Source organism: Streptomyces physcomitrii (assembly GCF_012273655.1).
Lineage (GTDB): Bacteria > Actinomycetota > Actinomycetes > Streptomycetales > Streptomycetaceae > Streptomyces > Streptomyces physcomitrii.
Genome location: NZ_JAAWWP010000008.1, coordinates 296,752 through 322,934 on the forward strand (window position 1 = coordinate 296,752; position 26,183 = coordinate 322,934).

The 26,183-nt window shown below is 72.1% G+C and carries 25 protein-coding genes; 9 read left to right on the forward strand and 16 right to left on the reverse strand.

The genetic code is table 11. The annotated features are described in order from the left end of the window. Positions 1-23 precede the first annotated feature (23 nt). From HFV08_RS15865 to HFV08_RS15875, 3 genes are read right to left on the reverse strand one after another with little or no spacing between them, the layout of a single operon-like run. Positions 24-1,409 carry a sensor histidine kinase gene (locus HFV08_RS15865; protein ID WP_312885636.1) on the reverse strand — a complete coding sequence of 462 codons (1,386 nt, stop codon included), beginning with the start codon at positions 1,407-1,409 and terminating at the stop codon, positions 24-26. Beyond that, positions 1,406-2,083, reverse strand: a complete 678-nt coding sequence (locus tag HFV08_RS15870) for a response regulator transcription factor (RefSeq protein WP_168539976.1) — start codon at positions 2,081-2,083, stop codon at positions 1,406-1,408. Before HFV08_RS15870 ends, HFV08_RS15865 begins: the two co-directional genes overlap by 4 nt. A gap of 24 nt (positions 2,084-2,107) precedes the next feature. Continuing rightward, entirely contained in the window at positions 2,108-2,746 is a 639-nt protein-coding gene (locus tag HFV08_RS15875) for a TetR/AcrR family transcriptional regulator (protein WP_168539978.1), read from the reverse strand. A gap of 175 nt (positions 2,747-2,921) precedes the next feature. On the opposite strand from HFV08_RS15875, the gene HFV08_RS15880 reads away from it, so the two are divergent. The 4 genes from HFV08_RS15880 to HFV08_RS15895 all read left to right on the forward strand — a co-directional run bounded on the left by HFV08_RS15880 (position 2,922) and on the right by HFV08_RS15895 (position 7,853). After that, positions 2,922-3,863 (forward strand): metal-dependent hydrolase, encoded by a 942-nt coding sequence (locus HFV08_RS15880; RefSeq protein WP_168539980.1) that lies wholly within the window; start codon positions 2,922-2,924, stop codon positions 3,861-3,863. A gap of 30 nt (positions 3,864-3,893) precedes the next feature. Beyond that, on the forward strand, positions 3,894-4,994 hold the full coding sequence (locus HFV08_RS15885) for a PDR/VanB family oxidoreductase (RefSeq protein WP_168539982.1): 1,101 nt from the start codon (positions 3,894-3,896) through the stop codon (positions 4,992-4,994). A 55-nt stretch (positions 4,995-5,049) separates the two neighbouring features. Then, entirely contained in the window at positions 5,050-5,919 is an 870-nt protein-coding gene (locus HFV08_RS15890; RefSeq protein WP_168539984.1) for a M24 family metallopeptidase, read from the forward strand. Between the two features lie 134 nt (positions 5,920-6,053). Further along, positions 6,054-7,853, forward strand: a complete 1,800-nt coding sequence (locus HFV08_RS15895) for an SDR family oxidoreductase (RefSeq protein ID WP_210430383.1) — start codon at positions 6,054-6,056, stop codon at positions 7,851-7,853. A gap of 99 nt (positions 7,854-7,952) precedes the next feature. Here the strand turns inward: HFV08_RS15895 and HFV08_RS15900 are convergent, their stop codons facing one another. Further along, positions 7,953-8,627 (reverse strand): AIM24 family protein, encoded by a 675-nt coding sequence (locus tag HFV08_RS15900; protein WP_168539986.1) that lies wholly within the window; start codon positions 8,625-8,627, stop codon positions 7,953-7,955. 71 nt (positions 8,628-8,698) lie between these two features. Beyond that, positions 8,699-9,136 (reverse strand): SRPBCC family protein, encoded by a 438-nt coding sequence (locus HFV08_RS15905; protein ID WP_168539988.1) that lies wholly within the window; start codon positions 9,134-9,136, stop codon positions 8,699-8,701. A 225-nt stretch (positions 9,137-9,361) separates the two neighbouring features. Between HFV08_RS15905 and HFV08_RS15910 the strand changes: the two genes are divergently transcribed. After that, complete coding sequence (locus tag HFV08_RS15910) at positions 9,362-10,642, forward strand: spore photoproduct lyase family protein (protein ID WP_312885638.1); 1,281 nt, start codon at positions 9,362-9,364, stop codon at positions 10,640-10,642. Here HFV08_RS15910 and HFV08_RS15915 read toward each other — a convergent pair. The 10 genes from HFV08_RS15915 to HFV08_RS15960 form a co-directional block, all read right to left on the reverse strand. Further along, positions 10,599-11,051, reverse strand: a complete 453-nt coding sequence (locus tag HFV08_RS15915) for a hypothetical protein (RefSeq protein ID WP_168539990.1) — start codon at positions 11,049-11,051, stop codon at positions 10,599-10,601. The two genes, HFV08_RS15910 and HFV08_RS15915, sit on opposite strands and share 44 nt — an antisense overlap. Positions 11,052-11,126: 75 nt before the next feature. After that, the gene (locus HFV08_RS15920) at positions 11,127-11,474 is read right to left on the reverse strand and encodes an ATP-binding protein (RefSeq protein ID WP_312885639.1); all 348 of its coding nucleotides are present in this window, start codon (positions 11,472-11,474) and stop codon (positions 11,127-11,129) included. Between the two features lie 400 nt (positions 11,475-11,874). Continuing rightward, positions 11,875-12,675: a GntR family transcriptional regulator gene (locus HFV08_RS15925; RefSeq protein WP_168539991.1), complete on the reverse strand. Its 801-nt coding sequence runs from the start codon at positions 12,673-12,675 to the stop codon at positions 11,875-11,877. A 74-nt stretch (positions 12,676-12,749) separates the two neighbouring features. After that, entirely contained in the window at positions 12,750-13,169 is a 420-nt protein-coding gene (locus HFV08_RS15930; RefSeq protein ID WP_168539992.1) for a TIGR03668 family PPOX class F420-dependent oxidoreductase, read from the reverse strand. An 87-nt stretch (positions 13,170-13,256) separates the two neighbouring features. After that, positions 13,257-13,787 (reverse strand): DoxX family protein, encoded by a 531-nt coding sequence (locus HFV08_RS15935; RefSeq protein WP_168539993.1) that lies wholly within the window; start codon positions 13,785-13,787, stop codon positions 13,257-13,259. Between the two features lie 346 nt (positions 13,788-14,133). After that, on the reverse strand, positions 14,134-14,961 hold the full coding sequence (locus tag HFV08_RS15940) for a hypothetical protein (RefSeq protein WP_168539994.1): 828 nt from the start codon (positions 14,959-14,961) through the stop codon (positions 14,134-14,136). A 125-nt stretch (positions 14,962-15,086) separates the two neighbouring features. Next, positions 15,087-15,842, reverse strand: coding sequence for a sulfite exporter TauE/SafE family protein (locus HFV08_RS15945; RefSeq protein ID WP_168539996.1), 756 nt, complete (start codon positions 15,840-15,842; stop codon positions 15,087-15,089). 238 nt (positions 15,843-16,080) lie between these two features. After that, positions 16,081-17,997 carry a GMC oxidoreductase gene (locus HFV08_RS15950; protein ID WP_376770638.1) on the reverse strand — a complete coding sequence of 639 codons (1,917 nt, stop codon included), beginning with the start codon at positions 17,995-17,997 and terminating at the stop codon, positions 16,081-16,083. Next, positions 17,990-19,909 carry an AMP-dependent synthetase/ligase gene (locus HFV08_RS15955; RefSeq protein WP_168540000.1) on the reverse strand — a complete coding sequence of 640 codons (1,920 nt, stop codon included), beginning with the start codon at positions 19,907-19,909 and terminating at the stop codon, positions 17,990-17,992. Before HFV08_RS15955 ends, HFV08_RS15950 begins: the two co-directional genes overlap by 8 nt. A gap of 242 nt (positions 19,910-20,151) precedes the next feature. Next, complete coding sequence (locus tag HFV08_RS15960) at positions 20,152-20,835, reverse strand: TetR/AcrR family transcriptional regulator (RefSeq protein ID WP_312885640.1); 684 nt, start codon at positions 20,833-20,835, stop codon at positions 20,152-20,154. A gap of 116 nt (positions 20,836-20,951) precedes the next feature. Here HFV08_RS15960 and HFV08_RS15965 point away from each other — a divergent pair, with 116 nt between their 5' ends. The 4 genes from HFV08_RS15965 (at position 20,952) to HFV08_RS15980 (ending at position 24,665) form a co-directional block, all read left to right on the forward strand. Beyond that, the gene (locus tag HFV08_RS15965) at positions 20,952-21,413 is read left to right on the forward strand and encodes an SCP2 sterol-binding domain-containing protein (RefSeq protein WP_168540002.1); all 462 of its coding nucleotides are present in this window, start codon (positions 20,952-20,954) and stop codon (positions 21,411-21,413) included. Positions 21,414-21,416: 3 nt separating this feature from the next. Further along, positions 21,417-22,628 (forward strand): acyl-CoA dehydrogenase family protein, encoded by a 1,212-nt coding sequence (locus HFV08_RS15970; protein ID WP_168540004.1) that lies wholly within the window; start codon positions 21,417-21,419, stop codon positions 22,626-22,628. 244 nt (positions 22,629-22,872) lie between these two features. Beyond that, entirely contained in the window at positions 22,873-23,568 is a 696-nt protein-coding gene (locus HFV08_RS15975; RefSeq protein ID WP_168540006.1) for an RNA polymerase sigma factor, read from the forward strand. Next, positions 23,565-24,665, forward strand: a complete 1,101-nt coding sequence (locus HFV08_RS15980; RefSeq protein ID WP_168540008.1) for a CU044_5270 family protein — start codon at positions 23,565-23,567, stop codon at positions 24,663-24,665. The genes HFV08_RS15975 and HFV08_RS15980 overlap by 4 nt, the downstream gene beginning before the upstream one ends. 302 nt (positions 24,666-24,967) lie before the next feature. Here the strand turns inward: HFV08_RS15980 and HFV08_RS15985 are convergent, their stop codons facing one another. Then, on the reverse strand, positions 24,968-25,906 hold the full coding sequence (locus tag HFV08_RS15985; RefSeq protein ID WP_376770639.1) for an SGNH/GDSL hydrolase family protein: 939 nt from the start codon (positions 25,904-25,906) through the stop codon (positions 24,968-24,970). Between the last annotated feature and the right edge of the window lie 277 nt (positions 25,907-26,183).

Consider the following 26,183-nt stretch of genomic DNA (forward strand, 5'->3'; position numbering starts at 1 on the left):
CGGGGGCAGGCCCCGGGGCGGGCCTACTCCCCCGTCTCCTTGCGCCCCCGCCCCTTCCGTACCGGAACCCGCAGCACGAAGCGCGCGCCCCCGGCGGGGCCCGGGCCCGCGGTGAGGGTGCCCCCGTGCGCGTGCGCCACCCAGGAGGCGATGGAGAGGCCGAGGCCGGTGGAGCCGGTGGTGGAGCGGTGGCGGTCGAAGAGGGCCGCGTCGACGCCGGGCGGGAGACCGGGGCCCGCGTCGTCCACGGTGAGCGTCCCGTCGGGGGTGACGGTGAGGCGGACCTCGGCGGGCTCGCCCGGGGCGTGGCCGTGGGTGAGGGCGTTGCCGAGGAGGTTGGCGACGGCGCGGCGCAGCAGCTCGGCGTCGCCCTCGACCACGGTGGGCGCCGCCTCGACGGTGACCTGGTGCGCACCGGCCGCGGGGTCCTCGGCGGTCAGGTCGTCGACGACCGTCTCGGCGAGCTGGTCGAGCCGCAGCGGCCGGTGCTCCACCACGCCCACCCCCGCCATCAGCCGGGCCCGGGTGAGCAGCCCGTCGACCAGGGCGCCCATCCGCCGCGACAGGCGCAGGCTGCGCCGCAGGACGTCGGCGGGGTCGGTCTCGCCGCGCAGCGCGGTCTCGGCGAGGCTGCTGAGCGAGGCGGCCGGGGTGCGCAGATCGTGGGCGGCGTCCGCGAGGAAGGCCTCCTGCTGGTCCAGGGCGCGCAGCGCGGGCCGGATCGCCTGGCCCGCGAGAAGCCGGCCGATCAGCGCCGAGACCAGGACCAGCGCGGCGCAGGCGCCGGTGAGGCCCCAGGTGAGCCGGTCGTGGTCGCGGTGCTGCTCGCTGGTGTCGGCGACGGCGACCACCGCGCTGTCGGCCTCCTCGCTGCTGGGGCTGATGTAGGGCTCGGCGACCAGGCGCACCGGGCGGCCGTCGCGGGCCCGGCTGTCCCGGGCGGTCACCTCGGCCCGGTCGATGGCCCGGGTCGCCGCCGCGCGTACGTCGGCGGGGCGGGCGCTCACACAGGGGCGGCGCAGGGTGTCCAGGGTGCGCAGTCCGTCCTCGCGCAGGACGAGCAGGTGCAGCGGCGGGCAGTCGGTGTCCATCGTCTCGACCAGGTCGGTGGCGTCGGGTTCGTCGCCCTTGTAGGTGAGCTGGATGACGGCCTGGCCGGTGCGCAGGTTCAGCGACTGGTCGACCTGGCCGCGCCAGGTGGAGCCGTCGTTGTGGACGGCGAAGACGGCGAGCGCGATGAACCCGGCCGCGCTGGTGAGGGCGAAGAGCAGCGCGATACGGCGGCGCAGCCGGCGGATCCGGCCCGCGGCGGTGTGCGGCCGGCGGGTGCCGCGGCGGCGGGGCCGCAGCGCGCCGAGGGCCCGGCGCACCGGCCCGCGCCGGACGGTCCCCGCGGCGGGGTGGCTCACCCGGGGCCGTCCCCGGGCGCGAGCAGCCGGTAGCCGACCCCGCGCACCGTGCGGATCAGCGGGGGCTCGCCGAGCTTGCGCCGCAGCTGGGAGATGAGCACGTCCAGGACGTTGGACTGGGGCTCGGCCATCTCGTCCCAGCAGCCCTCGATCAGCGCGCCGCGGGAGAGCGCCTGGTCGGCGCGGGCCGCCAGCATCTCCAGGACGGCGAACTCCTTGCCGGTGAGCATCAGCAGCACCCCGTCCCGGCGCACCTCGCGCCGCGCGGTGTCGATCTCCAGGTCCCCGCAGCGGTACACCGGCGGCCGCACCGCGCCGGAGCGGCGGCACAGGCTGTGCACCCGGGCGATCAGCTCCGGTACGGCGAAGGGTTTCACGAGGTAGTCGTCGCCCCCTGCCTCGAAGCCCTCGACCCGGTCGGCCACGGTGTCCCGCGCGGTCAGGAAGAGCACCGGCACCGCCCCGCCCCCGCGCCGCCAGTCCCGTACCCAGGCGGCGGCGTCGCCGGAGGGCAGGGTGCGGTCGAGGACGGCGCAGTCGTAGGAGGTGACGAAGAGGGCCTCGTCGGCCTGGGGCAGATCGGGCGCCTCGTCCACCGCGAGGCCCGAGCCGCGCAGCGCCGCGGTCAGCGCGAACCGCAGATTCTCGTCGTCCTCGACCACCAGTACGCGCACACGGCCAGCCTAGGCTGTGTCCTCTCAGGGCCGTGCGGACATCCGCTCCAGGATCACCGGCCACCGCTCCTCGTCGTCGAGCCCGGCCCTGGCCAGCTGGTAGAAGCTGCGCTCGCACAGGTCGATCAGCTCGTCCTTGCTGCCGAGCGGCTCCTTGATCCAGCCGAGCACCACCTCCTCCATGTACGCGAGCCAGCCCGAGACGGTCAGCCGCAGCGGGCCGGTGACCTCGACGCCCACGGATTCGACGCCCTCGATGATCCAGGCGGCGATGGCCCGGCGCACCGAGGAGTGCAGGGTGGTCACGTCCGCGCCCCGGTTCAGGCTGACCACGGCCTGGTAGATCGTCGGGAAGCGGGTGACGTAGTCCACGAAGGTCACCACACCGCCGCGCAGCTGTTCGCTGAGGCTCAGCGCCGGGTCGGGCCGTACGTGGTCGAGGAGTTCCTCGGCGGCCATGGTGAGCACCGCGTGCCGGAACTTGCGCTGGGAGCCGAAGTAGTGGAAGAGCAGCCCCGGCGAGACGCCCGCCTCGGTGGCCACGGCGTCCACCGACACCTCGTCGATGGGCCGGTACTCCAGGATGCGCCGGGCCGCCGCGAGGATCTGGGCCTGGCGCTCGGTGGGGAGCATGCGCGAAGGAGAGGCGGATCTTCTGGGCATGGCGCCCAGTCTATTGACAGAAACTCAACAAGTCCTACTGTTGAGTAAACATCAATAAGCCGAGACGCCCGCCGCAGCCGTCCTGGGGCCCTTCGCGACGAGGGCCGCAAGTCCCCGCGCGCTCGGCCCCTCCCCGCCAGGCCCCGCCTGAAGCCTTCGCCCCGAAGGAGCCGCCATGAGCACCATCCCCCCGACTGACCGGCCCGACCGGCCCGACGGGACGGACCGCAACGACCGGACCGACGGGACCGACGAGCACAGCGACCTGGTCCTCACCCCGCGTGATGTGCGCTTCGACTGGGACCGGGTGCCGGTGCACTGGGTCCCCGGCGAGCCGACGGCCACCCATGTGATCAACGTCCTGCACATGCTGCTGCCCGAGGGCGAGCGCTGGTTCGTGCGGGTCTTCCAGCAGGCCGTGCCGCTCATCACCGACGAGGAGCTGCGCGAGCGGGTGCTCGGCTTCACCGGCCAGGAGGCCATGCACGCCGAGGCCCACCAGGGCGTGCTCGACCACTTCGTGGCCAAGGGCATCGACATCGGGCCCTACATCGCCCAGGTCGAGTACCTCTTCAACCACCTGCTCGGCGACAAGGAGGGGCTCAGCCCCCAGCGCGAGCGCGAGTACCTGATCGAGCGGGTCGCGATCATCGCGGGCATCGAGCACTTCACCGCCTTCCTCGGCGACTGGATCCTCAACGCCAAGGCCCTGGACCGGGCCGGCGCCGACGAGATCATGCTCGACCTGCTGCGCTGGCACGGCGCCGAGGAGGTCGAGCACCGCAGCGTCGCCTACGACCTGCTGCGCCACCTGGACCCCGGCTACCTGCGGCGGGCCCGCACCATGGTCGTCTCCATCACCGCGCTGCTCCAGCTGTGGGTGCGCGGCACCCGCTTCCTGCTCGCGGTCGACCCGGAGCTGGCCGGTTCGGTGGAGCCCTCGGTGCGCACCGCGTGGACCGCCGCCCGCCGGGGCCTGCTGCCCAACCCGGTCAAGCTCGGCATCTCCGCGCTGCGCTACTTCAGCCGCAACTACCACCCCTCGCAGGAGGGTTCGACCAGGCAGGCCATCGCCTACCTCGGCGCCTCCCCCGCCGCCCGCGCGGCCGCCCACTGACGCGACCGCAGAAGCCGAGGATCCCACCGCATGAGCCGCCCGCAGCCCCCACGCCTCGTCCCGCCACCGGACCTGTACGGCAGGCCCCGTCCCGACCGCTACCTCCAGGCCCTGGACTGGCTCGCCTCCAAGTACGTACCGCTCTTCACCGGCAAGGACAGATACGGCACCCGGCCCCGGCCGCCGGAGACCCACCCGCAGGAACTGACCGTGGTCTCCCGGGAGCCGGTCGCGGACGACGTGGTCTCGCTGCGGCTTGCCACCGGGGACCGGCGGCTCCTGCCGCGCTGGCAGCCCGGCGCCCACCTCGACCTGATCCTGCCCTCGGGACGACGGCGCCAGTATTCGCTGTGCGGGGACCCGGCCGACCGCTACGCCTACCGCATCGCGGTACGGCTGCTCCCGGACGGCCAAGGCGGCTCGGCCGAGGTGCACCGCGAGCTGACGGCGGGCAGCACGGTCGGCATCCGGGGCCCCCGCAACGCCTTCCCCTTCGCGGGCGACCGGAAGGTGCTGCTGCTCGCGGGCGGCATCGGCCTCACCCCCGTACTGCCGATGGCCCGCGAGGCGGCCTGGCGCGGACTCGACTGGCACCTGGTGCACACCGGGCGCAGCCGCGCCTCGCTGCCCTTCGCCGGGGAGGTGGCCAGGCTCGCCGCCCGGCACCCGGGGCGGGTGACCGTCCTCACCGACGACGAGCACGGCATGCCCAGCGCCACCGATCTGCTGGCCCGCGCGGGCGAGGGCACCGCCGTGTACTGCTGCGGCCCGGTGCCGATGCTCGACGCCGTCCAGGCCGCCTTCGCCCGCAGCGAGGCGAAGGCCCTGCACTTCGAGCGCTTCAGCGCGGCGCCGATCGTCGACGGGAAGCCCTTCACGCTGCGGCTGCGCGACGGCCGGGAGCTGTTGGTGCCCGCCGACCGGACCGCCCTGGAGGTGCTGCGGGCCGACGACCCCGGCACCCCCTACTCCTGCCAGCAGGGCTTCTGCGGGGTCTGCAAACTGCGCGTGCTCTCCGGCACCGTGGACCACCGGGACCGCAAACTCAGCGCACAGCAGCGGGCGGACGGCGAGATGCTCGTCTGCGTCTCCCGCGCCGCCGAGGGCGAATGCCTCGAACTCGACGTGTGACACCGGCCGTTACCGCCCCGGCCGGTGCCGCGGGCGACAGGAGGAAGGCGAGACCATGAGCACCCGTACCGCCCGGAAACCCGCACCCCTGCCCGAATTCCCCTTCACCGAGCAGGACTTGGCGAACTTCCGGGAACTCCAGCGCCTGGCCTACCGCTGCGCGGAGAAGGTCGCCGCCTGGCTGGAACCAGGGGTGACGGAGCGTCAGGCCGCGGCCCGGCTGCGCAAGGAGCTGGTCGCCGAGGGCGTCCAGGACTTCTTCCACGTCCCCTTCGCCTGGTTCGGCGACCGCACCGCCTTCCGCCACTTCCGCACCCCGCTCCAGTTCTTCGCCACCGGACGGCGCCTGGCGGAGGGCATGTCGTACGTACTGGACTGCGCCCCCGTGGTGGACGGCTACACCGCCGACATCGGCTACGCGGGCAAGATGGGCGAGAACCCGATCTGGGACCGGATCGCCAAGGACCTGCTCGACTACCGGGAGTTGATCGTCGACCTGGTGCGGCAGCGCAGGACCCTCGACGAGGTCTACGCCGCCGTGGACGCCCAGATCGCCCGGCACGGCTACGACAACCGGCACCGCGTCTACCCCGGCCGGGTGATCGGCCACCAGGTGACCCGGATGGAGAAGGTCCGCGGACCCGAGGGCCTGACCATGTTCGGCTTCGGGGTGCGCACCCTGCAGACCCTCGGCCGGGAGCTGGTCACCGAGCGCGTCCAGGGCCGCTCCCCGCTCTGGGCGGACGGCCGCGCCTCCCGGCACGCCCCGACCCCGGGCCTGTGGGCGGTCGAGCCGCACGTCGGATTCCGGGACGTGGGCCTGAAGTTCGAGGAACTGCTCGTGGTCACCCACGACGACGCCTACTGGCTCGACGACGACGTCCCGCACGTACGCCGCGCCCGCGCGCTCGCCGCGACCGCCTGACCCCCGCCGCCCAACCGCACGCACCCCCGACCGAGGACGACCGCGAGGACCACGTGACTTCCGAGAAACCCGCACGCCAGGACGAGAACCCCACCGGCCAGGACCCGGCGGCCAAGGCCCCGAAGTCCCGTTCCCTGAAGGCCCGTTGGCGCAAGGCCGAGAAGGCCGACGCCCCCGGCGGGATCCGCCGCTCCCGCATCCCCTCCGGCGCGCTCTCGCTCGCCGTGTACGAGCAGGGCGACCCGGAGCGGCCCACCGTGCTCCTGGTGCACGGCTACCCGGACACCCACCGCGTCTGGGACGACGTCGCCGCCGAACTCGCCGCCGACCACCATGTGGTCCGCTACGACGTCCGCGGCGCCGGCGACTCCGACAAGCCGCGCGCCAAGGAGGACTACCGCCTGGAGCTGCTCGCCCAGGACCTGTTCGCCGTCGCGGACGCGGTCAGCCCCGAGAAGCCGGTGCACGTGGTCGCCCACGACTGGGGCTCCATCCAGTCCTGGGAGGCGGTCACCGACCCGCGGGCCGCCGAGCGCATCGCCTCGTACACCACGATGTCCGGGCCGAGCCTGGACCACATGGGGCACTGGCTGCGGCGCCGCTGGCGCAGGCCCACCCCGCGCCACCTGAAGCAGCTCGCCTCGCAGGGCCTGCACTCCTGGTACATCTACCTCTTCCACCTGCCGGTGCTCGCCCCCGCCGCCTGGCGGCTCGGGCTCGCCCGCAACTGGGGCACCGTCCTGCGGCTCGTGGAGGACGTCACCCCGCGCGAGGGCCACCCGCACGACACCCTCGCGGGCGACGCGGCCCGCGGCGTGCTCCTCTACCGCGCGAACATGCTGCCCCGGCTGCTGCGCCCCGGACTGCGGCCCACCTCCGTACCGGTGCAGCTGATCACCCTCACCGAGGACAACTACGTGAGTCCCGCGCTGAGCGAGGGACTTGAGGAGTGGGCCCCGCGTCTGTGGCGCCGGGAGCTGGCCGCCACCCACTGGTCCGCGCTCCTGGAGAAGGGAACCACCGTGGCCCGGATGATCCGCGAGTTCACCGCCCACCTGGAGGGCGCCCCCGCCGCGCGCGAGCTGGCCGCCGCCCAGCAGGGCCGCGAGGGCGGGCGCGAGGGGGAGTTCGCGGGCAAGCTCGCCGTGGTCACCGGCGCGGGCAGCGGCATCGGCCGCGCCACCGCCCTCGCCTTCGCCGAACGCGGCGCCGACCTCGCCCTGTGCGATCTCGACCTGGAGGCCCTGGAGCGCACCGCCGAACTCGCCGGACTGCTCGGCGCCGAGGCCACCATCCACAAGGTCGACGTCTCCGACGGCCCCGCCGTGGACGCCTTCGCCGCCACCGTCGCCGACCAGCAGGGCGTGCCCGACATCGTGGTGAACAACGCGGGCATCGGCCACTCCGGCACCTTCCTGGAGACCACCAAGAAGGAGTGGGAGCGCGTCCTGGACGTCAACCTCTGGGGCGTCATCCACGGCTGCCGCGCCTTCGGCACCCTGCTCAAGGAGCGCGGCCAGGGCGGCCACATCGTCAACGTCTCCTCGGCGGCGGCCTATCTGCCCTCGAAGATGCTCGCCGCCTACTCCACCAGCAAGGCCGCGGTCTTCATGCTCTCCGACTGCCTGCGCGCCGAACTCGCCAAGGAGAAGATCGGCGTCAGCACCATCTGCCCCGGCATCGTGAACACCAACATCACCCGCACCACCACCTTCTCCGCCACCGACGCCGCCGAACAGGCCAGGAAGCAGGCCAAGTTCAGCGGCCTCTACGCCCGCCGCGGCTTCCCGCCGGAGAAGGTCGCCACCGAGATCGTCACCGCGGTCCGCACCAACCGCGCCGTGGTCCCGGTGACCATCGAGTCCAAGGCCGCCCGCTTCCTGAGCCGCCTCTCCCCGGCGGCCCTGCGGGCGGGGGCACGGCTGAAGATGTGAGGACGCGCCCGGTGCGCGGTCCCCGCCGACTTCCGCGGGGGCCGCGCACCGAGCCGTGTTCCGGGGTACGGGGCCGCCGGGACCCGGCGGCCCCGTACCTCAGGCCTGCTTGTTCTGCGGAGTCGCCTCGCTGGGCCGTACCACCACGAAACCCTGGCCCTCCAGCTTGAGTTGGACCGCCTCGCCGGAGCCGCCGCGCAGCATCGAGCCGACGGACTGCGAGCGGTGCAGCGAGGTCTGCAGCCCGGCGCTCCAGCCGACCACCGCGTCGGTGTCGACGAAGACCGGGGCCTGCGGCGCGATCGGGATCACCAGCGGGTCGCCCTCGCAGATCAGACCGAGCTTGCCCTGCCCCTGGAAGACGCTGTTGAACAGGCCGCCCCCGGTGATGCCCGCGCCCTTCACGGTCTTGATCTCGTACGAGAGGGAGGCGTCGAAGCACAGGACGTTGCGGCCGTTGACGGTGAAGACGTCGCCGGGCTCCACATCGATGACGAAGCAGTTCTGCGCCTCGTGCGCGAACCAGGCCTCGCCCTGCCCGCGCACCGCCATCAGCGGCAGCCCCTCCCCGGTGACCGCCCGCTTGAGCATGCCCCCGACGCCCTGGCTCTTGCGCTCGAACTGGAGGTTGCCGCGGTGGGCGATCATCGCCCCCTGCCGTGCGAGCATCTCGCCGTTGACCGCGTACCGGATGGACTTGGAGTTCTGCACGGTCATACCCGGCGCGCTCGCGGGCTGGACCATGTGCTCACTGGAAAAAAGATCACCCTTCATGGGGACATCTTGTCGCCCCGGCGCCGCCTTGGCCATGTCCGGGCATCGGCTGCCGCGAACCCGGGGACGCCCTACGGCAGCGCGGCGTACACCGCGGCGGGCAGCGTCCGGGAGACCTCGTCGCCCAGCCGCTCGAACTCGCGGCGCAGGAAGGGATCGGCGAGCCGGGCAAGCCCCTTGAACCGGATGGTGGCGCGGTAGGTGAGCACGGTCCCCTCCCCCTCGGCGGCGAAGGTCATGTCGTCGGTCGAGTGCGCGGTCTTGTTCTCCCCGGTGAAGGTGAGCCGGTTCTCCTCCAACCGGTCGAGCCGGTACCGGAGTCGAGTGGTCCGGCCGCGGAAGACGGAGGTGTTGTCCCACTGGGCCCCGACGGTGAGCGGACCGCTGCCCGAGCGCTTGCACTCCTGGGTGCCCGGATCCCACTCCACGGCGTGCGAGAAGTCGGAGAGATAGGCGACGACCCGGGCGAGCGGCCGGTCGAGGGTGATGACGCGCTCGACGTGCACCATGAGGGGCTCCTTGCCTTACGAATTCGGGGGTGGGGGGAGGGGCGGAGACAGGGGGAGAGGGATGTGCGCCGCCGGTCGGCGGCACGGTCACGCCTTCCCTGCCCGGGCCGCGCCATACCAGGGCCCTCTGCCGATCGGGGGGTGACGGGCGCCCGAGCGCGCGGGGGGCCGCAGCCGTCCCGTACGCTCCGCACCAGGCAGAGGGGGGTCGGACCAGGAGGAACCGTGCACGGGAGCCAGGGCGCCGAGGACGGCCCGCGCGAGCCCACCGGGACCGGGGCCCGCTCCGGCCCCGACCCGTCCCCCGCTCCCGCTCCCGCTCCCGCTCCCGACGCGGCCTCCGGCCCCGACGCCCTCTTCAGCCTCGCCGAGGTCCTCGACGCCTCCGCCCCGGACGGCGGCTCCCCCGCGTCCGACGACCCCGCCCCCTGGCCCTCGGCGACCGAGGCGGCCCGCCTGTTCGAGATCCGGGAGATCTACGCGGAGCCCGAGGCCGCCCTCAGCGCACGCGGCCGCCAGGTACTCGCCCGCTTCCCCGGAGCCCGCCTGATCGAGGTCCCCTCGCACTGGAACATCCCTCACCTGCACGGCAACGAGGGCAACGCGCGGCGCTGGGTGCGGATCAAGCGCGAGGTCCTGGTGCTCGGGGTGCGCAAGACCATGACGGTGCGCCCCAACGGCCGCTCCGCCGACTGGATCGCCCCGGGCCCCTCCAACGGCTGCGCCCTGGCCTGCGCCTACTGCTACGTCCCGCGCCGCAAGGGCTACGCCAACCCGATCACCCTCTTCACCAACACCGAGGCCCTGATCGCCCGCCTCGCCCGGCACAGCACGGAGCTCGGCCCCAAGCCGGAGCCCAACCAGTGCGACCCGCACAGCTGGGTCTACGACATCGGCGAGAACGGCGACTGCTCCGTGGACGCCCTGCTCTGCGACAGCACCGCCGAACTGATCCGCGCCTTTTGCCAATGGCCGTACGCCAAGGCCTCGTTCGCGACGAAGTACGTCAACTCCGCGCTCCTGGACCTGGATCCGCGGGGCCGCACCCGGATCCGCTTCTCCATCATGCCCGAAGCGGACTCCCGCCTCCTCGACGTACGCACCAGCCCGGTCGCCGAACGGATCGCCGCCGCGGGCGACTTCCTGGACGCCGGATACGAGGTGCACTTCAACCTCTCCCCCGTGGTACTGCGCCCCGGCTGGCAGCACGACTGGACCGAACTGCTCCGGCACCTGGACGACGTCCTCCCCGCCCGCGTGAAGCAGCAGGCCGCCGCCGAGGTCATCATGCTCACCCACAACAAGGACCTGCACGAGACCAACCTGGGCTGGCACCCCCGCGCCGAGGAACTCCTCTGGCAGCCCGCGGGCCAGGAACCGAAGCTCTCCCAGAACGGAGCCCGCAACGTCCGCTACCGCGCGGACGCCAAGCGCCAAGCCCTGGACCGCCTACGGGAGTTGACTACCCGTCATGCACCGTGGCTGCGGATCCGGTACGCGTTCTGAGCACCCGGCCGAGGTCCCGCGCGGCCACCGGCGAGAGGCTGCCGAGGGTGACGACGGGGTCCTCGTCGCACCGCGGGCAGTAGGGCCAGAAGTCGATGTCCACGAACTCGCCCCCGACGGGGGCCCGTACGGCGTCACGCACCCGCTGGACGATCCGGCGCCCCTCGGGCCAGTCGGGCAAGTCGGCCCGGATCGGGGCCGGTTCGGCGCCGAGCAGGGTGGCGAGACGATCCGCGGTGGGCACGGGCACCTCCCCCAGGTAGATCCGGTCCCGGTCGGCGTACGGCACCGGAAATCCCTCCAACCGGTGCCCGGCGAGAGCGGTACGGAGCGCCGTGGCGGCCTCGTGGACGGGGCTGCCGGGGGACGGCAGGGGGCTGGACTCGGACAGGGGCTCAGGCAGGGGCATGGGACCTCCGAAGAGTGGGTGAAGTGAGGTGGTGGGGGCCGCGGTTGGCGCCGCGGCTGCTCGGGGTGAGCGCGCTCAGGACAGGCGTCCCGAGGGTGGCGGGATATCGAGAGCGCACCAGGTCGTCCGCCCGTCCGGGCTGACGCCCCACTCCCGTGCCAGAGCCGCGACCAGGCACAATCCCCGCCCGCTCTCCGCCTCCTCGTCCACGAGACGCATCCGGGCCGGCACCGGGGAGCCGTCGCGGACCTCGACCCGCAGCGCCCCGTCCGGTACATGCACCCGCAGCCCGACCGGGAGCCCGCCCCCGTAGCGCACCGCGTTGGTGACCAACTCCGAGACGACCAGGGCAACTTCGTCCACGAGCGCGGCGAGGTCCCACGGGTGCAGGTACGCGGCCGCGATCCGCCGGGCATCCGCCACCCGCGACTCCACCGGCAGAAAGTCCACCTCGAAGCCGCGGGCTGCCGAATGGTGAACCGAGGCCACTGCATCACCGACGAGAAGCGACGTTGCGGATCCGACACCCTCAGGGCGAGGCCTCACCTCCGCACCGAGGCGTGAGTACCGGCGCCGATACTGCGGCATGAGGACCTCCGTGTGTCGGAAGTGATCGAGGGGGTTGATCACCGAAGTCAGGGCAGCTGCTGACGCGCCTCCACTCGCCATCGCGAGAACTCGGCAAGAACGCTTCCGCAACAACCGACTTGGGTATGCAAGCAAGCTAACAATGACACACTTGGTTATGCAAGTTGTTCGGAGCGTAAGGAAGGGCCGCCACCTAACAGGTACCGGCCCGAACATCCGTACACATGAGCTGACTTCAGGTCTGCTGTGTGTCCCCGGCAGCCGGGACGTCGATGACATACCGGAACGCATGACGGTCACACGGGACAAGCGAATCGAGCACCTCCAGAGGCACCCCCTCTGCGTCGTACGCCGTGCGGAAGACTCGCGCAACCGGAACGCCAGGCGGGATGTTCAACTCGCTCACCTCACTCGGCGTCGGCATCCTCACATGCAGGTCTTCAACGAAACGGGCTACGCGGCGACGTACAGGTCCGGCAGGGTTCTCCAGAAACGCGTGAACGCCACCGCGAATGCGGCGCGGCTCAGCGATAGGCGTATTTCTGGCGAGATCAACTGGGTAATACCCATCGACGAGTTGCATAGGTTCCTCGTCCACCGTGAAGAGTCGACGCCGCACGATGACGGATTCCCCAAAGGGCACATCCAGAGCTTCCGCCACCTCTGGAGGTGCCAGAGCCTCGCGAACCTCCCGGATGTGCTGCACAGCGGCCCGCCCTTGCGCCTCGGCCTCAGCATTGAAGTTGCTCTTGCCGCTGCCACGGCGCATCCGGTAGTGCTCGCCTCCACCGAGCATGCGCACCCGCGGAGCGGAGCGCACGAAGGCACCCTTCCCCTGATGGGAAACCACGAGCCCTTCCGCCCGGAGTAGGGCAATGGCCTTGCGGATGGTGGCGCGTGTCGTCCCGAACCGTTCTGCGAGCTGATGCTCGGACGGCAGCTTGTCCCCGGCTGCGAGGACCCTTCCCTGAATGTCGTTCCGCAGAGTTTCGGCGTAACGCCGGTACGGCGGAACACTGGCGGCAGGATCAGGCATGCCATTCTCCTTGCTTGTATAACCAAGCAAGCTACAGGGCGGCGACGTCTTTCACATATTCAGGGTTCGCCCCTTCATGACCCCGCGAAAGCCCACCCCGTCAGCCGCGTCAGCTCGATCCTGATCACCGGGCCGAGTGGCCGCTCTCCCACGTACTGCGGGTACTTGGCTGCCAGCCAGTCCAGTGGCCCTTCGCGGTCCGCGCCCTCCAGGATGGAGGCCGTACCGTCACCGCGGACCCACCAGAGCCGCTCCCAGTCATCGTCGTACTCGTCCACCAGTACGCAGACCTGGGGGTTCTGGCGGATGTTGGCCAGCCTCCGCAGACGGGTGTGCCGCTTGGGTTTGGCGTCCACGGCGATCACCACGGTGGTCTCATGCAGGGCGAACGTGGCCGGTACGAGATGCGGTGCTCCCTCGGCGTCGACCGTTCCCAGCCTCAGAACGCGGGCAGCCGCCAGTCGTCGCGCCGCCTCCGCCTCAGGGAGTCTCATTGGCTCGTCCTCACCCGAATTCGCCGACCGGCACTGCCGGTTGGGGACCGACCCCGGGCTGCCCCCGCGCGGGCGGGGGCAGCGCGCTCACCCCACCGGCAGCCGCCCCCGCACCGACTCCGAGGCCTCCCGGACCGCCTTGGCCGAGTCGTGGGCCTGGCGGCGGGTGGCGCGGCCGGCGTCGTGGGCGGTGTGGCGGGCGCGGTAGGCGAGGGAGGGCTTGCCGTGGGTGTCGGCGGCGGCGATGAGCAGGCCGCCGAGGAGGGAGACGTTCTTCAGGAAGTGGATGCGCTGGGCGGCGCGCTGCTCCGGGTCCTTCTCCTGCCACCAGCGGTGCCCGGCGAGCGTCGTCGGCACCAGGGATGCGGCCAGGGCCAGGGCGGCGAGTCGCGGAAGGCGTCCGGTGGCGAGCAGCAGACCGGCTCCCACCTGCACCCCCGCGTTGAGGCGTACCAGGTCGGCGGGGTCCTCGGGCAGCCCAGGCACCCGCACGGCGAGGGGGACCGCGACCGATTCGGCGGCGGGGGCGACATGCTCGGGCGACTTCAGATGGCTGATGCCGCTGCTGACGAAGACGGAGGCGAGCATCGGCCGGGCGAATTTCCTCAGAATGGGCATGCGAACCGCCTTCCCCCCGGTCCCGGCCGTCACACGCTCCCGTTCGTGTGCCCGCGCGCCCCCGGCCCGCGCGCCGTCCCCGCCACCACCGGGGAACCGGAAATCCACCTCCGGGCACAAGCACCCACCCGGCCTACACCGGCGCCGGCCGAGGTCACGCACCCGGCTGCCGAGCGCCGCCGAGGTCACGCACCCGTCTATCGGGCGCCGCCGAAGTCACGCACCCCTCTACCGGACACCGCCGAAGTCACGCACCCCTCTACCGGGCGCCGCCGAGGTCACGCCCGCGCGCTCCCGGCGGAGCCGCAGGCCGGGCCACGGGTGACACGCCACGGCCCGCCCGCGGTCACTTCCTCAGCTCGGCCATCGCCGCCTTGGTGTCCGTCTTCAGCATCTTCTCGACCTCCGAGGCGGCCGGGGGCTTCTCGTCGCCGCTGCCGTACCAGCTCCAGCGCATCTCGAAGGTGAACCAGCCCTCGCGTACCGAGAGGGTGAGGCCGCCCAGTTCGCGGTCGCTCTTCTCGCCGCGCTGCTCGGTGACGAACCAGGCCTCGTCCCCGAGGCCGTCGGTCTCCTTCGCCTCGTAGGAGTACGAGTCGTTCGACTGGTCCTCGTAGGCCTTGCGCTGGTCGGCGAACTCGCCCGCCGGGTCGCTCGCCTTGTGCCAGACGGCGGTGGCGTAGACGTACGTGGAGCTGTACGAACTCGACGTCTCCTGGGGGTCCTTGAGGGTGTGGCTGCACTGGCTCTGGTCCAGGCCGTCCTGGCGGGAGGAGAAGCGGTTGTTGTCCTTGTTCACCGCCGAGTCCTGGAACTCGTACCGCTCCTGGAAGGCGTCGAACTCGGTGGCCTCGCACAGGTTCTTCGCGAACTCGTACCCGGCGAGGTCCGCCTCCTCGCCGGAGCCGCCGAGGGTGCCGCTCGCGAAGAGCGTGGCCGCCCATACGGCCGAGGCGACCAGCACTCCGCCGAGTCCCCAGAGCCAGCCGGGGACGGGCTTGCGCGGTGCACCGGCGGGCGGCGGGGGCATCGGCGGCTGTCCGCCCGGCGGCGGGCCGAAGGGCTGGGGCGGCACCTGGCCGTACGGGTTCGGGGAGTTGGGGGTACCGGGCAGGGTGGGCTGCTGGTACGGATTGTTCTGATACGGATTCGGCTGCGCGCCGGGTGTCGACATGAGGTGCAATGTACCTGCCACTCTGTGTAGAGGGGACAGTCACCGAAGGCGCCTCCGCGAGCCTCTTCAACTCCCTGTGCTGTGGGGGCTGTTGGTGCGCGTGGGCAGTTGGACCTGGAGAGCGGTCAGCGTACGAGCAGGACGATCGAGGCGGTGACCCCGACCACGACGATGATGCCGCGCAGCACGGTGGGCGGCAGTCTGCGGCCGACCCGGGCGCCGAGGAGGCCGCCCGCCGTCGAGCCGAGCGCGATCACCCCGGCCACCGTCCAGTCGACGTCGGCGACCACCACGAAGACGAGGGCGGCGACGCCGTTCACGATCGAGGCGAGGACGTTCTTCACGGCGTTCAGGCGCTGCAGGTCCTCCTTGAGGAAACTGCCGAACAGGCCCATGAGCAGCACCCCTTGGGCCGCCCCGAAGTACCCGCCGTAGACGCCCGCCCCGCAGACGCCGAGCCACATGGGCACCCCGCCGTCCTTCCCGCCCTGGTCCGCGCGCCGGGCGAGGCGCTTGTTCAGCTGCGGCTGGAGCAGTACAAGCGCGCAGGCGAGCAGGATGAGGACCGGCACCACCGCGTCGAAGGTGCTGGTGGGCAGCTGGAGCAGGAGGACCGCCCCGATGATGCCGCCGACCAGCGAGCCCGAGCCGAAGAGCAGGACGCGTCTGCGCTGCCCCTTCAGCTCGCGCCGGTAGCCGTAGGCCGCGCTCAGCGAGCCGGGGACCAGGCCGATGTTGTTGGAGACATTGGCCAGGACCGAGGGGTAACCGAAGGCGAGCAGGGTGGGGAAGGTGATGAGGGTGCCGGAGCCGACCATGGCGTTGATCCCGCCCGCGGCGATGCTGGCCCCGCCGATGGCCAGGGCCTCGATTGCGTCCACCGCTACACCTTCCGTCGTTCCCTGCGGCAGTGCCGGCTCCCGGCGCACGGCTCGCGCACACCGGGCCGCGCCCGGGCCGTCACGGTCCGGGCCCGGGCGCGACACCGCAGGTCACCGTATCTTCCACGACGCCCGGCGGTCTGTGGGCTACGCAACTTTCCCCGGCCCGTCCCAGCATGTGGAGCGGGGCCCGCGGAGCTGGTGACCTGGAGAGCCACGGAGCCCTCGCGCTACGGCACTACGCGGACGGCTCCGAGCCGCCCGTCGCCTCGGCCCCGCCCGGCGGTCCACCCGGCGCCTCCACCCCGCCGGAGGCCTCCGGCGCCTCGGGCACCCTCGGCACCGGCAGCAGCAGGGTGCCATGGGCGCCCGGCGGGACGGTGGGCGAGGCCGGGGGCACCGGGGCGAGGCGTACGTAGCGGCCGCCCTGGGCGGGGCGCGGGTCCGGCTCGCCCTTGTTGGGCCACAGGGCCATGGCGCGCTCGGCCTGTGCGGTGATGGTGAGCGAGGGGTTGACGCCGAGGTTGGCGGAGACCGCGGAGCCGTCCACGACGCTGAGGCCCGGGTAGCCGTGGACCCGGTGGTAGGCGTCGACGACGGAGGTCTCCGCGCTCTCGCCGATGGTGCAGCCGCCGAGGAAGTGCGCGGTCATCGGCTTGCCCAGGACCTCGCCGATATTGGTGCCCGCGATGCCGTCGATCCGCTCGGCGAGCAGCCGCGCCGCCCGCCAGCCCTCGGGGATGTGAACGGGATTGGGGGCGCCGTGGCCCTGCTCGGCGCTGAGCTTGCCCCTGCCGAACAGCCCGCCGCGCTTGCGGAAGGTGGTCAGGGAGTTGTCGGCGCTCTGCATGACGAGGCCGATGATGGCGTGCTCCGACCAGCGGTAGGTGCTCAGGGTGCGGCTCACGTACACCGGGTGGCGCAGGAACTCCCAGGCCAGGGCGGCGAGTTTGGGCCAGTGGCGGCGGTAGAGCGGCATATTGCTGAGCGCCATCGCGTTGGAGCCCTTGCCGTAGCGCACGTTCTCGATGTGGGTGGTCGGGCTCGGGTGGATGGAGGAGGTGATGGCGACACCGCGGGTGAAGTCGGCCGAACGCCCGCCGTTCGCCCGGCGGTAGCGGCGCGGGGTGGTCAACGCCCCTACCAGCGCCTCGGAGTTGGTACGGGTCAGGGTGCCGAGCTTGTCCGAGAGGCGGGGCAGGACCCCCTCGTCCTTCATCCGGTGCAGCAGACTCTGGGTGCCGTAGGTACCGGCGGCGAGCACCACGTGGCGGGCGCGGAGCACGGTGCGCGGGCCGCGGCGGGGCCGGTCGGTGGGCACGGCGGTGACCAGGAAGCCGCCGCCCCCGGGGCCCTCGCCGTGCGCGTCCCCGGTCTCGCGGATCTCCACCACGCTGGTCATCGGGTGGATCCGCGCCCCGGCCCGTTCGGCGAGGAAGAGGTAGTTCTCGGTGAGGCTGTTCTTGGCGCCGATCTTGCAGCCGACCATGCAGTCCCCGCACTCGGTGCAGGCGGCGCGCTCCGGCCCCGCGCCCCCGAAGTAGGGGTCGGGGACCCGGGCCCCCGGCTCGGCGCGCACACCGCCGTCGCCGTCCGCGCCGTCGCCGAAGAACACCCCGACGGGCGTGGCCCGGAAGGTCCGCCCGACGCCCAACTCCTCGGCCACGGACCGCAGATACTCGTCCGCTTCGGTAGTCGTCGGATTGGTCCGCACCCCGAGCATCCGGCGGGCCTGGTCGTAGTACGGCGCCAACTCCGCTGCCCAGTCGGTGAGATGGCCCCACTGCTGGTCCCGGAAGAAGGCGGGCGGCGGTACGTACAGGGTGTTGGCGTAGTTCAGCGAGCCGCCGCCGACGCCCGCCCCGGCGAGCACCAGGACGTTGCTCATCAGATACACCCGCTGGATGCCGTACATGCCGAGTCGCGGTGCCCACAGGTAGTTCCGCAGGTCCCAGGAGTTCTTCGGCAGCGTCGCGCGGGTGAAGCGGCGCCCGGCCTCCAGTACGCCGACCCGGTAGCCCTTCTCGGTCAGGCGCAGCGCGGTGACCGAGCCGCCGAAGCCCGAGCCGACCACCAGTACGTCGTAGTCCTCGGCGGCCTCGCGGACCCCGGGGGCCTCGGGCTCCCGCTCGCCCGTGCCGCCCGGCTCAGCCACCGTAGAGCGCCTCGATCTCGTCCGTGTAGGCGGCGACGATGGCATGGCGCTTGATCTTGAGGGAGGGGGTCAGCATGCCGTTCTCCTCCGTGAACTCCGCCGGGACCAGGGTGAATTTGCGGATGGACTCGGCGCGGGAGACGGCTTCGTTGGCGTAGTCGACGGCCCGTTGGACGTCGGCGATCATCTCGGCGTCGCGGACCACCTCCGCCAGCGGGGTGTCCTTGGGCCGCTTGCGCACCGACAGCCAGTGCTGGACGGCGTCGGGCTCCAGGGTGATGACCGCCGAGACGAAGGAGCGGTTGTCCCCGACGACGATGCACTGCCCGACCGGCGGACGGCTGCGCAGCCGGTCCTCCAGGACGGCCGGGGAGACGTTCTTGCCGCCGGAGGTGACGATGATGTCCTTCTTGCGGCCGGTGATCGTCAGATAGCCCTGGTCGTCGAGCGCGCCCAGGTCACCGGTGGAGAACCACTGGTCCTCCAGTACGGCGTCGCCGGCCGCGGGGTTGTTCCAGTAGGACTGGAAGACGGTGCCGCCCTTGATCAGCACCTCGCCGTCGTCCGCGATCCGGATCGCGGAGCCCGGGATGGGCTGGCCGACGGTGCCGATCCGGGGTTCGAGCGGCGGGGAGAGGGTGACGCCGCCGCAGGTCTCGGTGAGTCCGTAGCCCTCGTAGATCACGATCCCGGCGGCGTAGAAGAAGAGGCTGAGGCGGCGGTCGAGCGGGGAGCCGCCGCTGATGGCGTAGCTGAGCTTGCCGCCGAGCTCCTTGCGGATGCGGCGGTAGACGAGCAGGTCGTAGAGGCCGTGCGCGAGCTTCAGCTTCAGGCTCGGACCCTTGCCGGTGCCGAGGAACTGCGCGAGGTGCGCCTCGCCGTAGTCGACGGCGATGCGGTCGGCGCGTTCGAAGGAGGCGCCGCGGCCGATCTTCTCGGCGGTGGCCCGCCCGGTGTCGTGGATCTTCTCGAAGAGATAGGGCACGCCGACCACGAACGTCGGCTGGAACGCCTGGAGTTCGGGGCGCAGCTCGTCCGGCTTGATGCTCGGGCAGTGGCCGACCTCGATCCGCGCGTACAGGCAGGCGATCTGCAGGGTGCGGCCGAGGATGTGCGCGAGCGGCAGGAAGAGCAGCGTGGACGCCTCGGTCCCCGCGACCTCCTTGAAGACCGGCAGCATCAGCTCGATGGAGTTGCCCGCGCCCGCGAAGATGTTGGCGTGCGTGAGGGCGCAGCCCTTGGGGCGCCCGGTGGTGCCGGAGGTGTAGCAGAGGGTGGCGATGTCCTCGCCGGTCAGCGCGGTGCGGCGCTCGGTGACCTCCTCGTCGGCGACGCCCGCGCCGAGGCCGACGATGTCCGCGAGGCCGCCCGCGTCCAGCTCCCAGATCCTCGGCGGCTCGGGGTGCTCCTCGCAGCCCTCCTTCACGGTGGCGACGTTCTCGGCGCTCTCGGCGATCACGTAGCGGGCGCCGGAGTCGCGCACGATCCACTCGATCTGGCCGGGCGAGGAGGTGGCGTAGATCGGCACGGACTGCCCGCCCGCGGCCCAGATCGCGAAGTCGAGCACGCACCACTCGTAGCGGGTGCGGGACATCACGGCGACCCGGCCGCCGGGTTCCAGACCCGCCGCGATCAGGCCCTTCGCGGTGGCCGTCACCTCGCGCGCGAACTGCGCGGAGGTCACCGGCCGCCAGGCCCCGCCCTCCTTGCGCCGGATCACCACGGCGTCCGGGGCCTCGGCGGCGTTCACGTACGGGATGTCGGGGACGCCGGCGCCGGGGGCCGGGGGCACCAGGTCCGCGGCGTGCGCCTCCCGGACCACGCCGTTCTCGTCGCGGGTCAGCCGCAGCTTCACCCGGGTCGCGAGATCGGGGCGCTTCTGTGCGGTCTTCAGGTCCTTGCGAACGCCCATGGCGGCTCCCCGGGTACGTGGCCTGCGGTGCGCCGACCGCCGAACACAGCCCGCGCTTACTTACTCCAGAGTCAACTTACTCACGCGTAGGCAAAATTCAATGGTGCCGACATCACGAGATGGCTCACGGTCACGCGCGGAAAGTGAGTGGACTCCGTACGTGAGACGGCCGCGGACCCTCCGCGTCCGGGCGGGCGCCTTCCGTAGCCACCAGGGTGCCACCAAGAGGGCGGGAAGTGGGCTCAGTCCTCCCCGCGGACCGGGGACGGCGCCCAGGTCTCGCCCTCCAGGACATGACTCATACCCACCCAGACCATGTTCATCAGGCGGAGCGCGATGCCCTCCGGGGACTGGTTCGGGTGGCGCTCCATCCAGTCGGTGAGCGAATCGGCGGCGCCGACCAGGGCATGCGCGACGAAGTCGGCGTCCTCGTCGCCGAGTTGGACCTTCCCGTCCGCCTCCGCGATGCCGTGCCGGACCAGTCCCGCCACCTGCGCCATGACCGCGCGGCGGGCCTCGGCGACCGCGGCGGCGATGGCCTCGCTCAGCTCGGAGGCCTGGCGGTGCAGCACCACCCAGCTGTCGCGGCTCCCGGCGACGAAGCCGAAGAAGGCGACGAGCGCGGCGTGCAGCCGCCGCTCGGGGGTACCGCCGTCGCGCGCCGCCTCCTGGAAGGCGGCCATCAGGCGGTCCGCCTCGCGGCGCAGACAGGCGAGGAAGAGGCCCTCCTTGGAGTCGAGGTAGAGGTAGACCATCGGCTTGGAGATGCCCGCGAGTTCGGCGATCTCGTCGACGGAGGCGGCGTGGTAACCGCGCTTGGCGAACACCTGGATCGCCACGTCGATGATCTGCTGCTCCCGGACCTCCCGCGGCACGCGCCGCCGCTGCCCCCTCGGCGCCGAGACTCTTCCCTTTTCTTCGCTCACCCTTGCCAGCCTACCCAGCCCACCTTATCTTACTCCGTAGTAAGTTTACTCAGAAGTAAGAACCCAGCAGCAGGCCTCAACGGCAGGCAGTGAGAACCGGAAGGGCAGGGACCTCGATGGCCGACGGCATCGACGCACTGGCCGAACTCGACTTCGCGACGGTGACTCCCGAGGAGTTCGCGAAGATCGTGAAGAAGCTCTCCACCAAGGAGATCAACCAACTCGCGCAGGACGGCGAGCTGCGCGACCGCGTGCTCGCGGAGGTCTTCGGCCGCATGGGCCGGCAGTTCAAGCCGGAGACCGCGGGCTCCCTGAAGGCGCTGGTCCGGTGGAAGATCACCGGCATCGAGGAGAAGGTCTACGAGACCGACATCGACAACGGCAGCTGCCAGGTCCGCGAGGGCCGCACCGAGGCCGAACCGCGCGTGACGATCATCCTCGGCGACGCCGAGTTCCTGAAGCTCGCCTCCGGCAACGCCAGCCCGGTCACCCTCTTCATGATGCGCAAGCTGAAGATCGCGGGCGACGTCGGCTTCGCCTCCGGACTGACCCGCTACTTCGACATCCCGAAGGCCTGAGCCATGCCCTACTCCTTCGAACTCACCGAAGAACAGCAGGACTTGAAGGACTGGGTGCACGGCTTCGCCAAGGACGTCGTCCGCCCCGCCGCCTCCGAGTGGGACGAGCGCGAGGAGACGCCCTGGCCCGTCATCCAGGAGGCCGCGAAGATCGGCCTGTACGGATTCGAGTCGCTGGCCGACCTCTTCGGCGACCCCTCGGGCATCTCCCTGCAGATCGCCAACGAGGAGCTGTTCTGGGGCGACGCCGGAATCGGCATGGCCCTCTTCGGCACCTCGCTCGCGGTGGCCGGGATCTTCTCCGCCGGGACGCCGGACCAGCTCGCCGAGTGGGTCCCGCAGTGCTTCGGCGACGAGGACGACCCGAAGCTGGCCGCCTTCTGCGTCTCCGAGCCCCAGGCCGGTTCCGACGTCTCGGGCATGCGCACCCGCGCCCGCTACGACGAGGCGAAGGACGAGTGGGTGCTCAACGGCCAGAAGGCCTGGATCACCAACGGCGGCATCGCCAACATCCATGTGGTGGTCGCCTCCGTCGACCCCGGGCTCGGCGCCCGCGGCCAGGCCGCCTTCCTGGTACCGCCGAACACGCCCGGCCTGGACGGCTCCAAGAAGATCAAGAAGCTCGGCCTGCGCGCCTCGCACACCGCCGAGGTCTTCCTGGACGACGTACGGGTCCCCGGCAGCTGCCTGCTCGGCGGGAAGGAGAGGCTGGACGCCCGCCTCGCCCGCGCCCGCGAGGGGACCAGGTCCGCGGGCCAGGCGGCCATGGCCACCTTCGAGGTCAGCCGCCCGACCGTGGGCGCCCAGGCGCTCGGCATCGCCCGGGCCGCCTACGAGTACGCCCTCGAATACGCCGGTGACCGCGAGGCCTTCGGCCGCCCGATCATCGAGAACCAGGCCATCGCCTTCGCCCTGGCCGATATGCGCACCGAGATCGAGGCCAGCCGCCTGCTCATCTGGCAGGCCGCCTGGATGGCCCGCAACGGCAAGACCTTCGACGCGGGCCAGGGCTCCATGTCCAAGCTCCGCGCCGGTGAACTCGCCGTCTCCGCAACGGAGAAGGCCGTCCAGATCCTCGGCGGCGCGGGCTACAGCCGCGAGCACCCGGTGGAGCGCATGTACCGCGACTCCAAGATCTACACGATCTTCGAGGGCACCAGCGAGATCCAGCGGCTGGTGATCGCCCGGGCGATTTCGGGGCGGCACATCCGGTAACCGCCGCCCGCGATCCGGTACTCCGGTGCCGGTCCGGTGACCACCGGGCTCCCCCGCCGGGCCCCGACGCCCCTTCTCCGTACGGCTGCGCGCAGTACGGGGAGGGGGCGCTCTGCCGTCGGTCCGGCGCTGCCCGCCGATGGCACGGGGCACGGGACCACCCCCGTACGTGACCCACCTCACCGGAACTCCCCACCCCCCGCCGACAGGTCCGGGTATGAGGCGGAGGCGAGGATGAGGCGCGATGAGTGAGGGACTGCGGGGCCGGGTGCGGGCCGGGGAGCGGGCGGCCTTCGCGGAGGTCTACGAGGCCTACGCGAAGGCCGTGTACAACCATGCCTACCGGCTGACCGGGGACTGGTCCGTCGCCGAGGAGGTGATGGGCGACACCTTCCTGGAGGCCTGGCGCGGCCGGGAGCAACTGGAGCCGGACGGCGGCACGTTGAAGCCCTGGCTGTTCGGGATCGCGACCAACAAGGCCCGCAACGCCAACCGCGGCACCGGCCGGCGGCTGGCCTTCCTCTCCCGCCGCCCCGCGCCCGAGCCGGTGGCGGACTTCGCCGAGGAGACGGCCGGGCGGATCGACGACGCCCGTCAACTCGCCGCCGTGCAGCAGGCGTTGGGTCGGCTGCGGCGCCCGGAGCGCGAGGTCCTGGCGCTGTGCGTGTGGTCCGGCATGGACTACGCACAGGCCGCGGCGGCACTCGGCGTCCCGGTCGGCACCGTACGCTCCCGGCTCTCCCGCGCCCGCGCCCGGCTGCGGCGGCTCACGGACGGGGAGCTGGCGAAGAGCGAGCGGGAGAGACGGGAGCAGCGGGGAGGAAGAGCCGACCGGAAAGTCGGCATAAGTACGGAACCGGTGCGGCGTCGTGGAGAGGTGAAGGGTGAGGCCGCGTTCGCGGCCCTTCCCTTTCAGGAGATGCAGGAGGGATCCCGATGAACGCCTCAGGCTCCGAGCCCGGCAGGGACGAACTGGCCCGGCTCGCAAGGCTGTTGCCGCCACCGGCGGAACGGGATGTGCCTTCTGGTCCCTACCTTCACCACAAGGACCGCTTGATGACTCTCATCGACATCGATGACGACACTGCCCGGAGCCGGAGCCGGGGCGAAGGCCGTGTGCCGACCGGGGCCGGGGCCCGTACGTCCGCTCCCGGGCTCCTCGGCCGGGTCCGCGGACGGCTCCCGCGCCCGGCGCTGTGGATGCCCGCGACGGCGCTCGCGCTGGCCGGGGCCGTGGTCTTCGGCCTGGCCGGAGGCGGGAGTTCGGGCGGCGGCGCGGACTCCGGCACCGAGGCCGGGCGGCAGGGCGGAGCGGACAACGCCGTGGTCCTCCTGGACCAGATCGCCGCGGTCGCCGCGAAGTCGCCGGCCACACCGGTCCGCGACGACCAGCTGGTGTACGTGAAGAGCCTGACGGCGGGGGCCGAGGGCGGGCCGGACGGGGTGTTCACGCCGGGGAAGCTGCACCCCCGCGAGGTGTGGATGTCGCAGCGGCCGGGGCCGGTGAAGAGGCTGGGCGTGATCTACGAGGAGGGGGAGTACGTGCCGCTGCGCGAACTGCTCCCGCCCGGCTCGCCCGGGGTCCCGGCGGGCGCGTACCGGCCCACGTACCGGTGGCTCTCCTCGCTGCCCACCGAACCGGGCGCGCTGCTGCGGGAGTTGTACCGGATCACGAAGCCGGAGGAGGGCCGGGAGAAGGCGCAGACCGTCTTCGAGCAGATCGGCGAACTCCTTGACGACACCGTGATGCCGCCCCGCAACGCCGCCGCGCTCTACAAGGCCGCCGCGCGGATTCCCGGCGTCACGAAGATCGAGGACGCGGTCGACCCGGCCGGGCGGCACGGGGTGGCCGTCTCCCGTACCGACAAGCGGGCCTTGGTCGCCACCGAGTGGGTCTTCGACCGGGACAGCCTCGCCTACCTCGGTGAACGCAGCTACCTCACCGAGGACACCCGGGCGGGCGAGAAGGGGACGGTCATGGAGGAGACCGCCGTCCTCCGGCGCGCCCTCGTGGACGAGTACCGGCAGCGGCCGTAGCCGGCGCCTGTAGACCTGCGTCCGTGGTCGGCGTCCCCAATCGGTGGCGGAACAAGGGCAGTTGGTGGGGGTGCGGAGGTCTCCCCCACCTGAAGTCCCGGGCCGATGGCGACGTGAGCCACGCGGGCTTCTTCCGACAGCTGCGGGCCCCTCCCGGCCGAGAAGGCGGGAGGGGCCCGCGGGCATGCAGGGGGCGGGAGGAGAGCAAGTTGGTGACGCCCCATCAATTCCGGGCGGACCAGTGCCGGTTGAGGTCCGCGTCGGTTTCAGTCAGCTCCGGTCTCGTCCAGCCCCGGGCCCGGTCAGCCCCGGTTCGTCCGAAGGGCCGTTTCCGTCGCGGTGGCCATCGCCTGCTGGCCGGTCGCGTTCGGGTGGACGGGGATGAAGTTGCTGCCGAAGAGCACCGGTTCGACCCAGCGGGTCTTGGCGGGGGCGCAGGCGTCGTGGCCGTCGGAGGCCTCGGCGAGGTCGACGAAGGTGCTGCCGGTCTCCCGGGCGGCACGGGCCACGGCCTCGTTGAGGTGGGCCTGGAGGGAGCGCATATAGGGGACGTCGCCCTCGGCGATCGGCATCTTGACGAAGCAGCCCTTCACCGGCTGCTCGGGCATGATCCACGGATAGCCGAGCACCACGACCCGGGCGGCGGGGGCCTTCGCCTTGATCTTCTCCAGCGAGGCCCTGAGGGCGGGGTAGGTGTCCCGGTCGATCTGCTCCTCGTAGCTGCTGCCGTGCTTGTCCTTGCACGGGCTGCCCTTCCCGCCGGAGCCGAGCCCGGCCGTGCCGCAGGCGAGGATCGAGCCGAGGAAGACGTTGTTGTCGTTGCCGCCGAGGGTCAGCGTGACCAGGTCGGTCCTGCCGCCCAGCCCGTCGAGCTGCGGGGCGACGCCCGGGTACTGCGACTTCTCCAGGTGCTTCGTCTCCGCCATGGCGCAGCTGACGTCCTTGAGCCGGGCGTCCAGGGCGCCCGCGAGCAGCCGGGGGTAGTTCTTGCCGGACTGCGCGCACAGCAGGGGCGCGCCCGGGGCCGGCGGCAGGATGCCCGCACCGGCGCTGTAACTGTCGCCGAGCGCGACGTACTCGGCTCCCTGTGCCGCCACCGCGGGGTGCGCGGCCCGGTCGGACCCGGGCGCGGCGGGCGCCTGTCCGGCGCCGCCGGGCCGCGCCGAGGCGGGCACGGCCAGCGAGAGCGTGGCAGCGGCGGCCGCCCCGGCGAGGAGGCCTCGCCGGACGTTCCGGGGCAGGCGGGATGCCTCGCCGGCGGTGGGACGGGAGACGTGGCGGGACGAGTGACCGGGCGTGAGGTGGAGTGCGGGGTGGGACGTGGGGCGGGGCGTGTTCCGGGTCATGGGATGGTCTTCTCCTCCTGGACCCACGGGGGTCCAACGGCTCTGGGGGGGGTGCCTCTATGTCCTTCGTCAAGTGAGGCGTGGGGTTCTCGGCTTGTAGAAGGTGCCGTCGCGGAGCATGGCGAACAGGACGCTGATGCGTTGGCGGGCGAGGCGGAGGAGGGCCTGGGTG

What these genes read in the sequence shown, in the direction of transcription:
- HFV08_RS15900 (WP_168539986.1), bottom strand. Translation starts at nt 8,627, where the DNA reads ATGAAGGGTGATCTTTTTTCCAGTGAGCACATGGTCCAGCCCGCGAGC.
- HFV08_RS15915 (WP_168539990.1), bottom strand. Translation starts at nt 11,051, where the DNA reads ATGCCCCTGCCTGAGCCCCTGTCCGAGTCCAGCCCCCTGCCGTCCCCC.
- HFV08_RS15980 (WP_168540008.1), top strand. Translation starts at nt 23,565, where the DNA reads ATGAACGCCTCAGGCTCCGAGCCCGGCAGGGACGAACTGGCCCGGCTC.
- HFV08_RS15890 (WP_168539984.1), top strand. Translation starts at nt 5,050, where the DNA reads ATGAGCACCCGTACCGCCCGGAAACCCGCACCCCTGCCCGAATTCCCC.
- HFV08_RS15970 (WP_168540004.1), top strand. Translation starts at nt 21,417, where the DNA reads ATGCCCTACTCCTTCGAACTCACCGAAGAACAGCAGGACTTGAAGGAC.
- HFV08_RS15940 (WP_168539994.1), bottom strand. Translation starts at nt 14,961, where the DNA reads ATGTCGACACCCGGCGCGCAGCCGAATCCGTATCAGAACAATCCGTAC.
- HFV08_RS15965 (WP_168540002.1), top strand. Translation starts at nt 20,952, where the DNA reads ATGGCCGACGGCATCGACGCACTGGCCGAACTCGACTTCGCGACGGTG.
- HFV08_RS15930 (WP_168539992.1), bottom strand. Translation starts at nt 13,169, where the DNA reads ATGAGACTCCCTGAGGCGGAGGCGGCGCGACGACTGGCGGCTGCCCGC.
- HFV08_RS15935 (WP_168539993.1), bottom strand. Translation starts at nt 13,787, where the DNA reads ATGCCCATTCTGAGGAAATTCGCCCGGCCGATGCTCGCCTCCGTCTTC.
- HFV08_RS15880 (WP_168539980.1), top strand. Translation starts at nt 2,922, where the DNA reads ATGAGCACCATCCCCCCGACTGACCGGCCCGACCGGCCCGACGGGACG.
- HFV08_RS15955 (WP_168540000.1), bottom strand. Translation starts at nt 19,909, where the DNA reads ATGGGCGTTCGCAAGGACCTGAAGACCGCACAGAAGCGCCCCGATCTC.
- HFV08_RS15905 (WP_168539988.1), bottom strand. Translation starts at nt 9,136, where the DNA reads ATGGTGCACGTCGAGCGCGTCATCACCCTCGACCGGCCGCTCGCCCGG.
- HFV08_RS15885 (WP_168539982.1), top strand. Translation starts at nt 3,894, where the DNA reads ATGAGCCGCCCGCAGCCCCCACGCCTCGTCCCGCCACCGGACCTGTAC.
- HFV08_RS15875 (WP_168539978.1), bottom strand. Translation starts at nt 2,746, where the DNA reads ATGCCCAGAAGATCCGCCTCTCCTTCGCGCATGCTCCCCACCGAGCGC.
- HFV08_RS15925 (WP_168539991.1), bottom strand. Translation starts at nt 12,675, where the DNA reads ATGCCTGATCCTGCCGCCAGTGTTCCGCCGTACCGGCGTTACGCCGAA.
- HFV08_RS15975 (WP_168540006.1), top strand. Translation starts at nt 22,873, where the DNA reads ATGAGTGAGGGACTGCGGGGCCGGGTGCGGGCCGGGGAGCGGGCGGCC.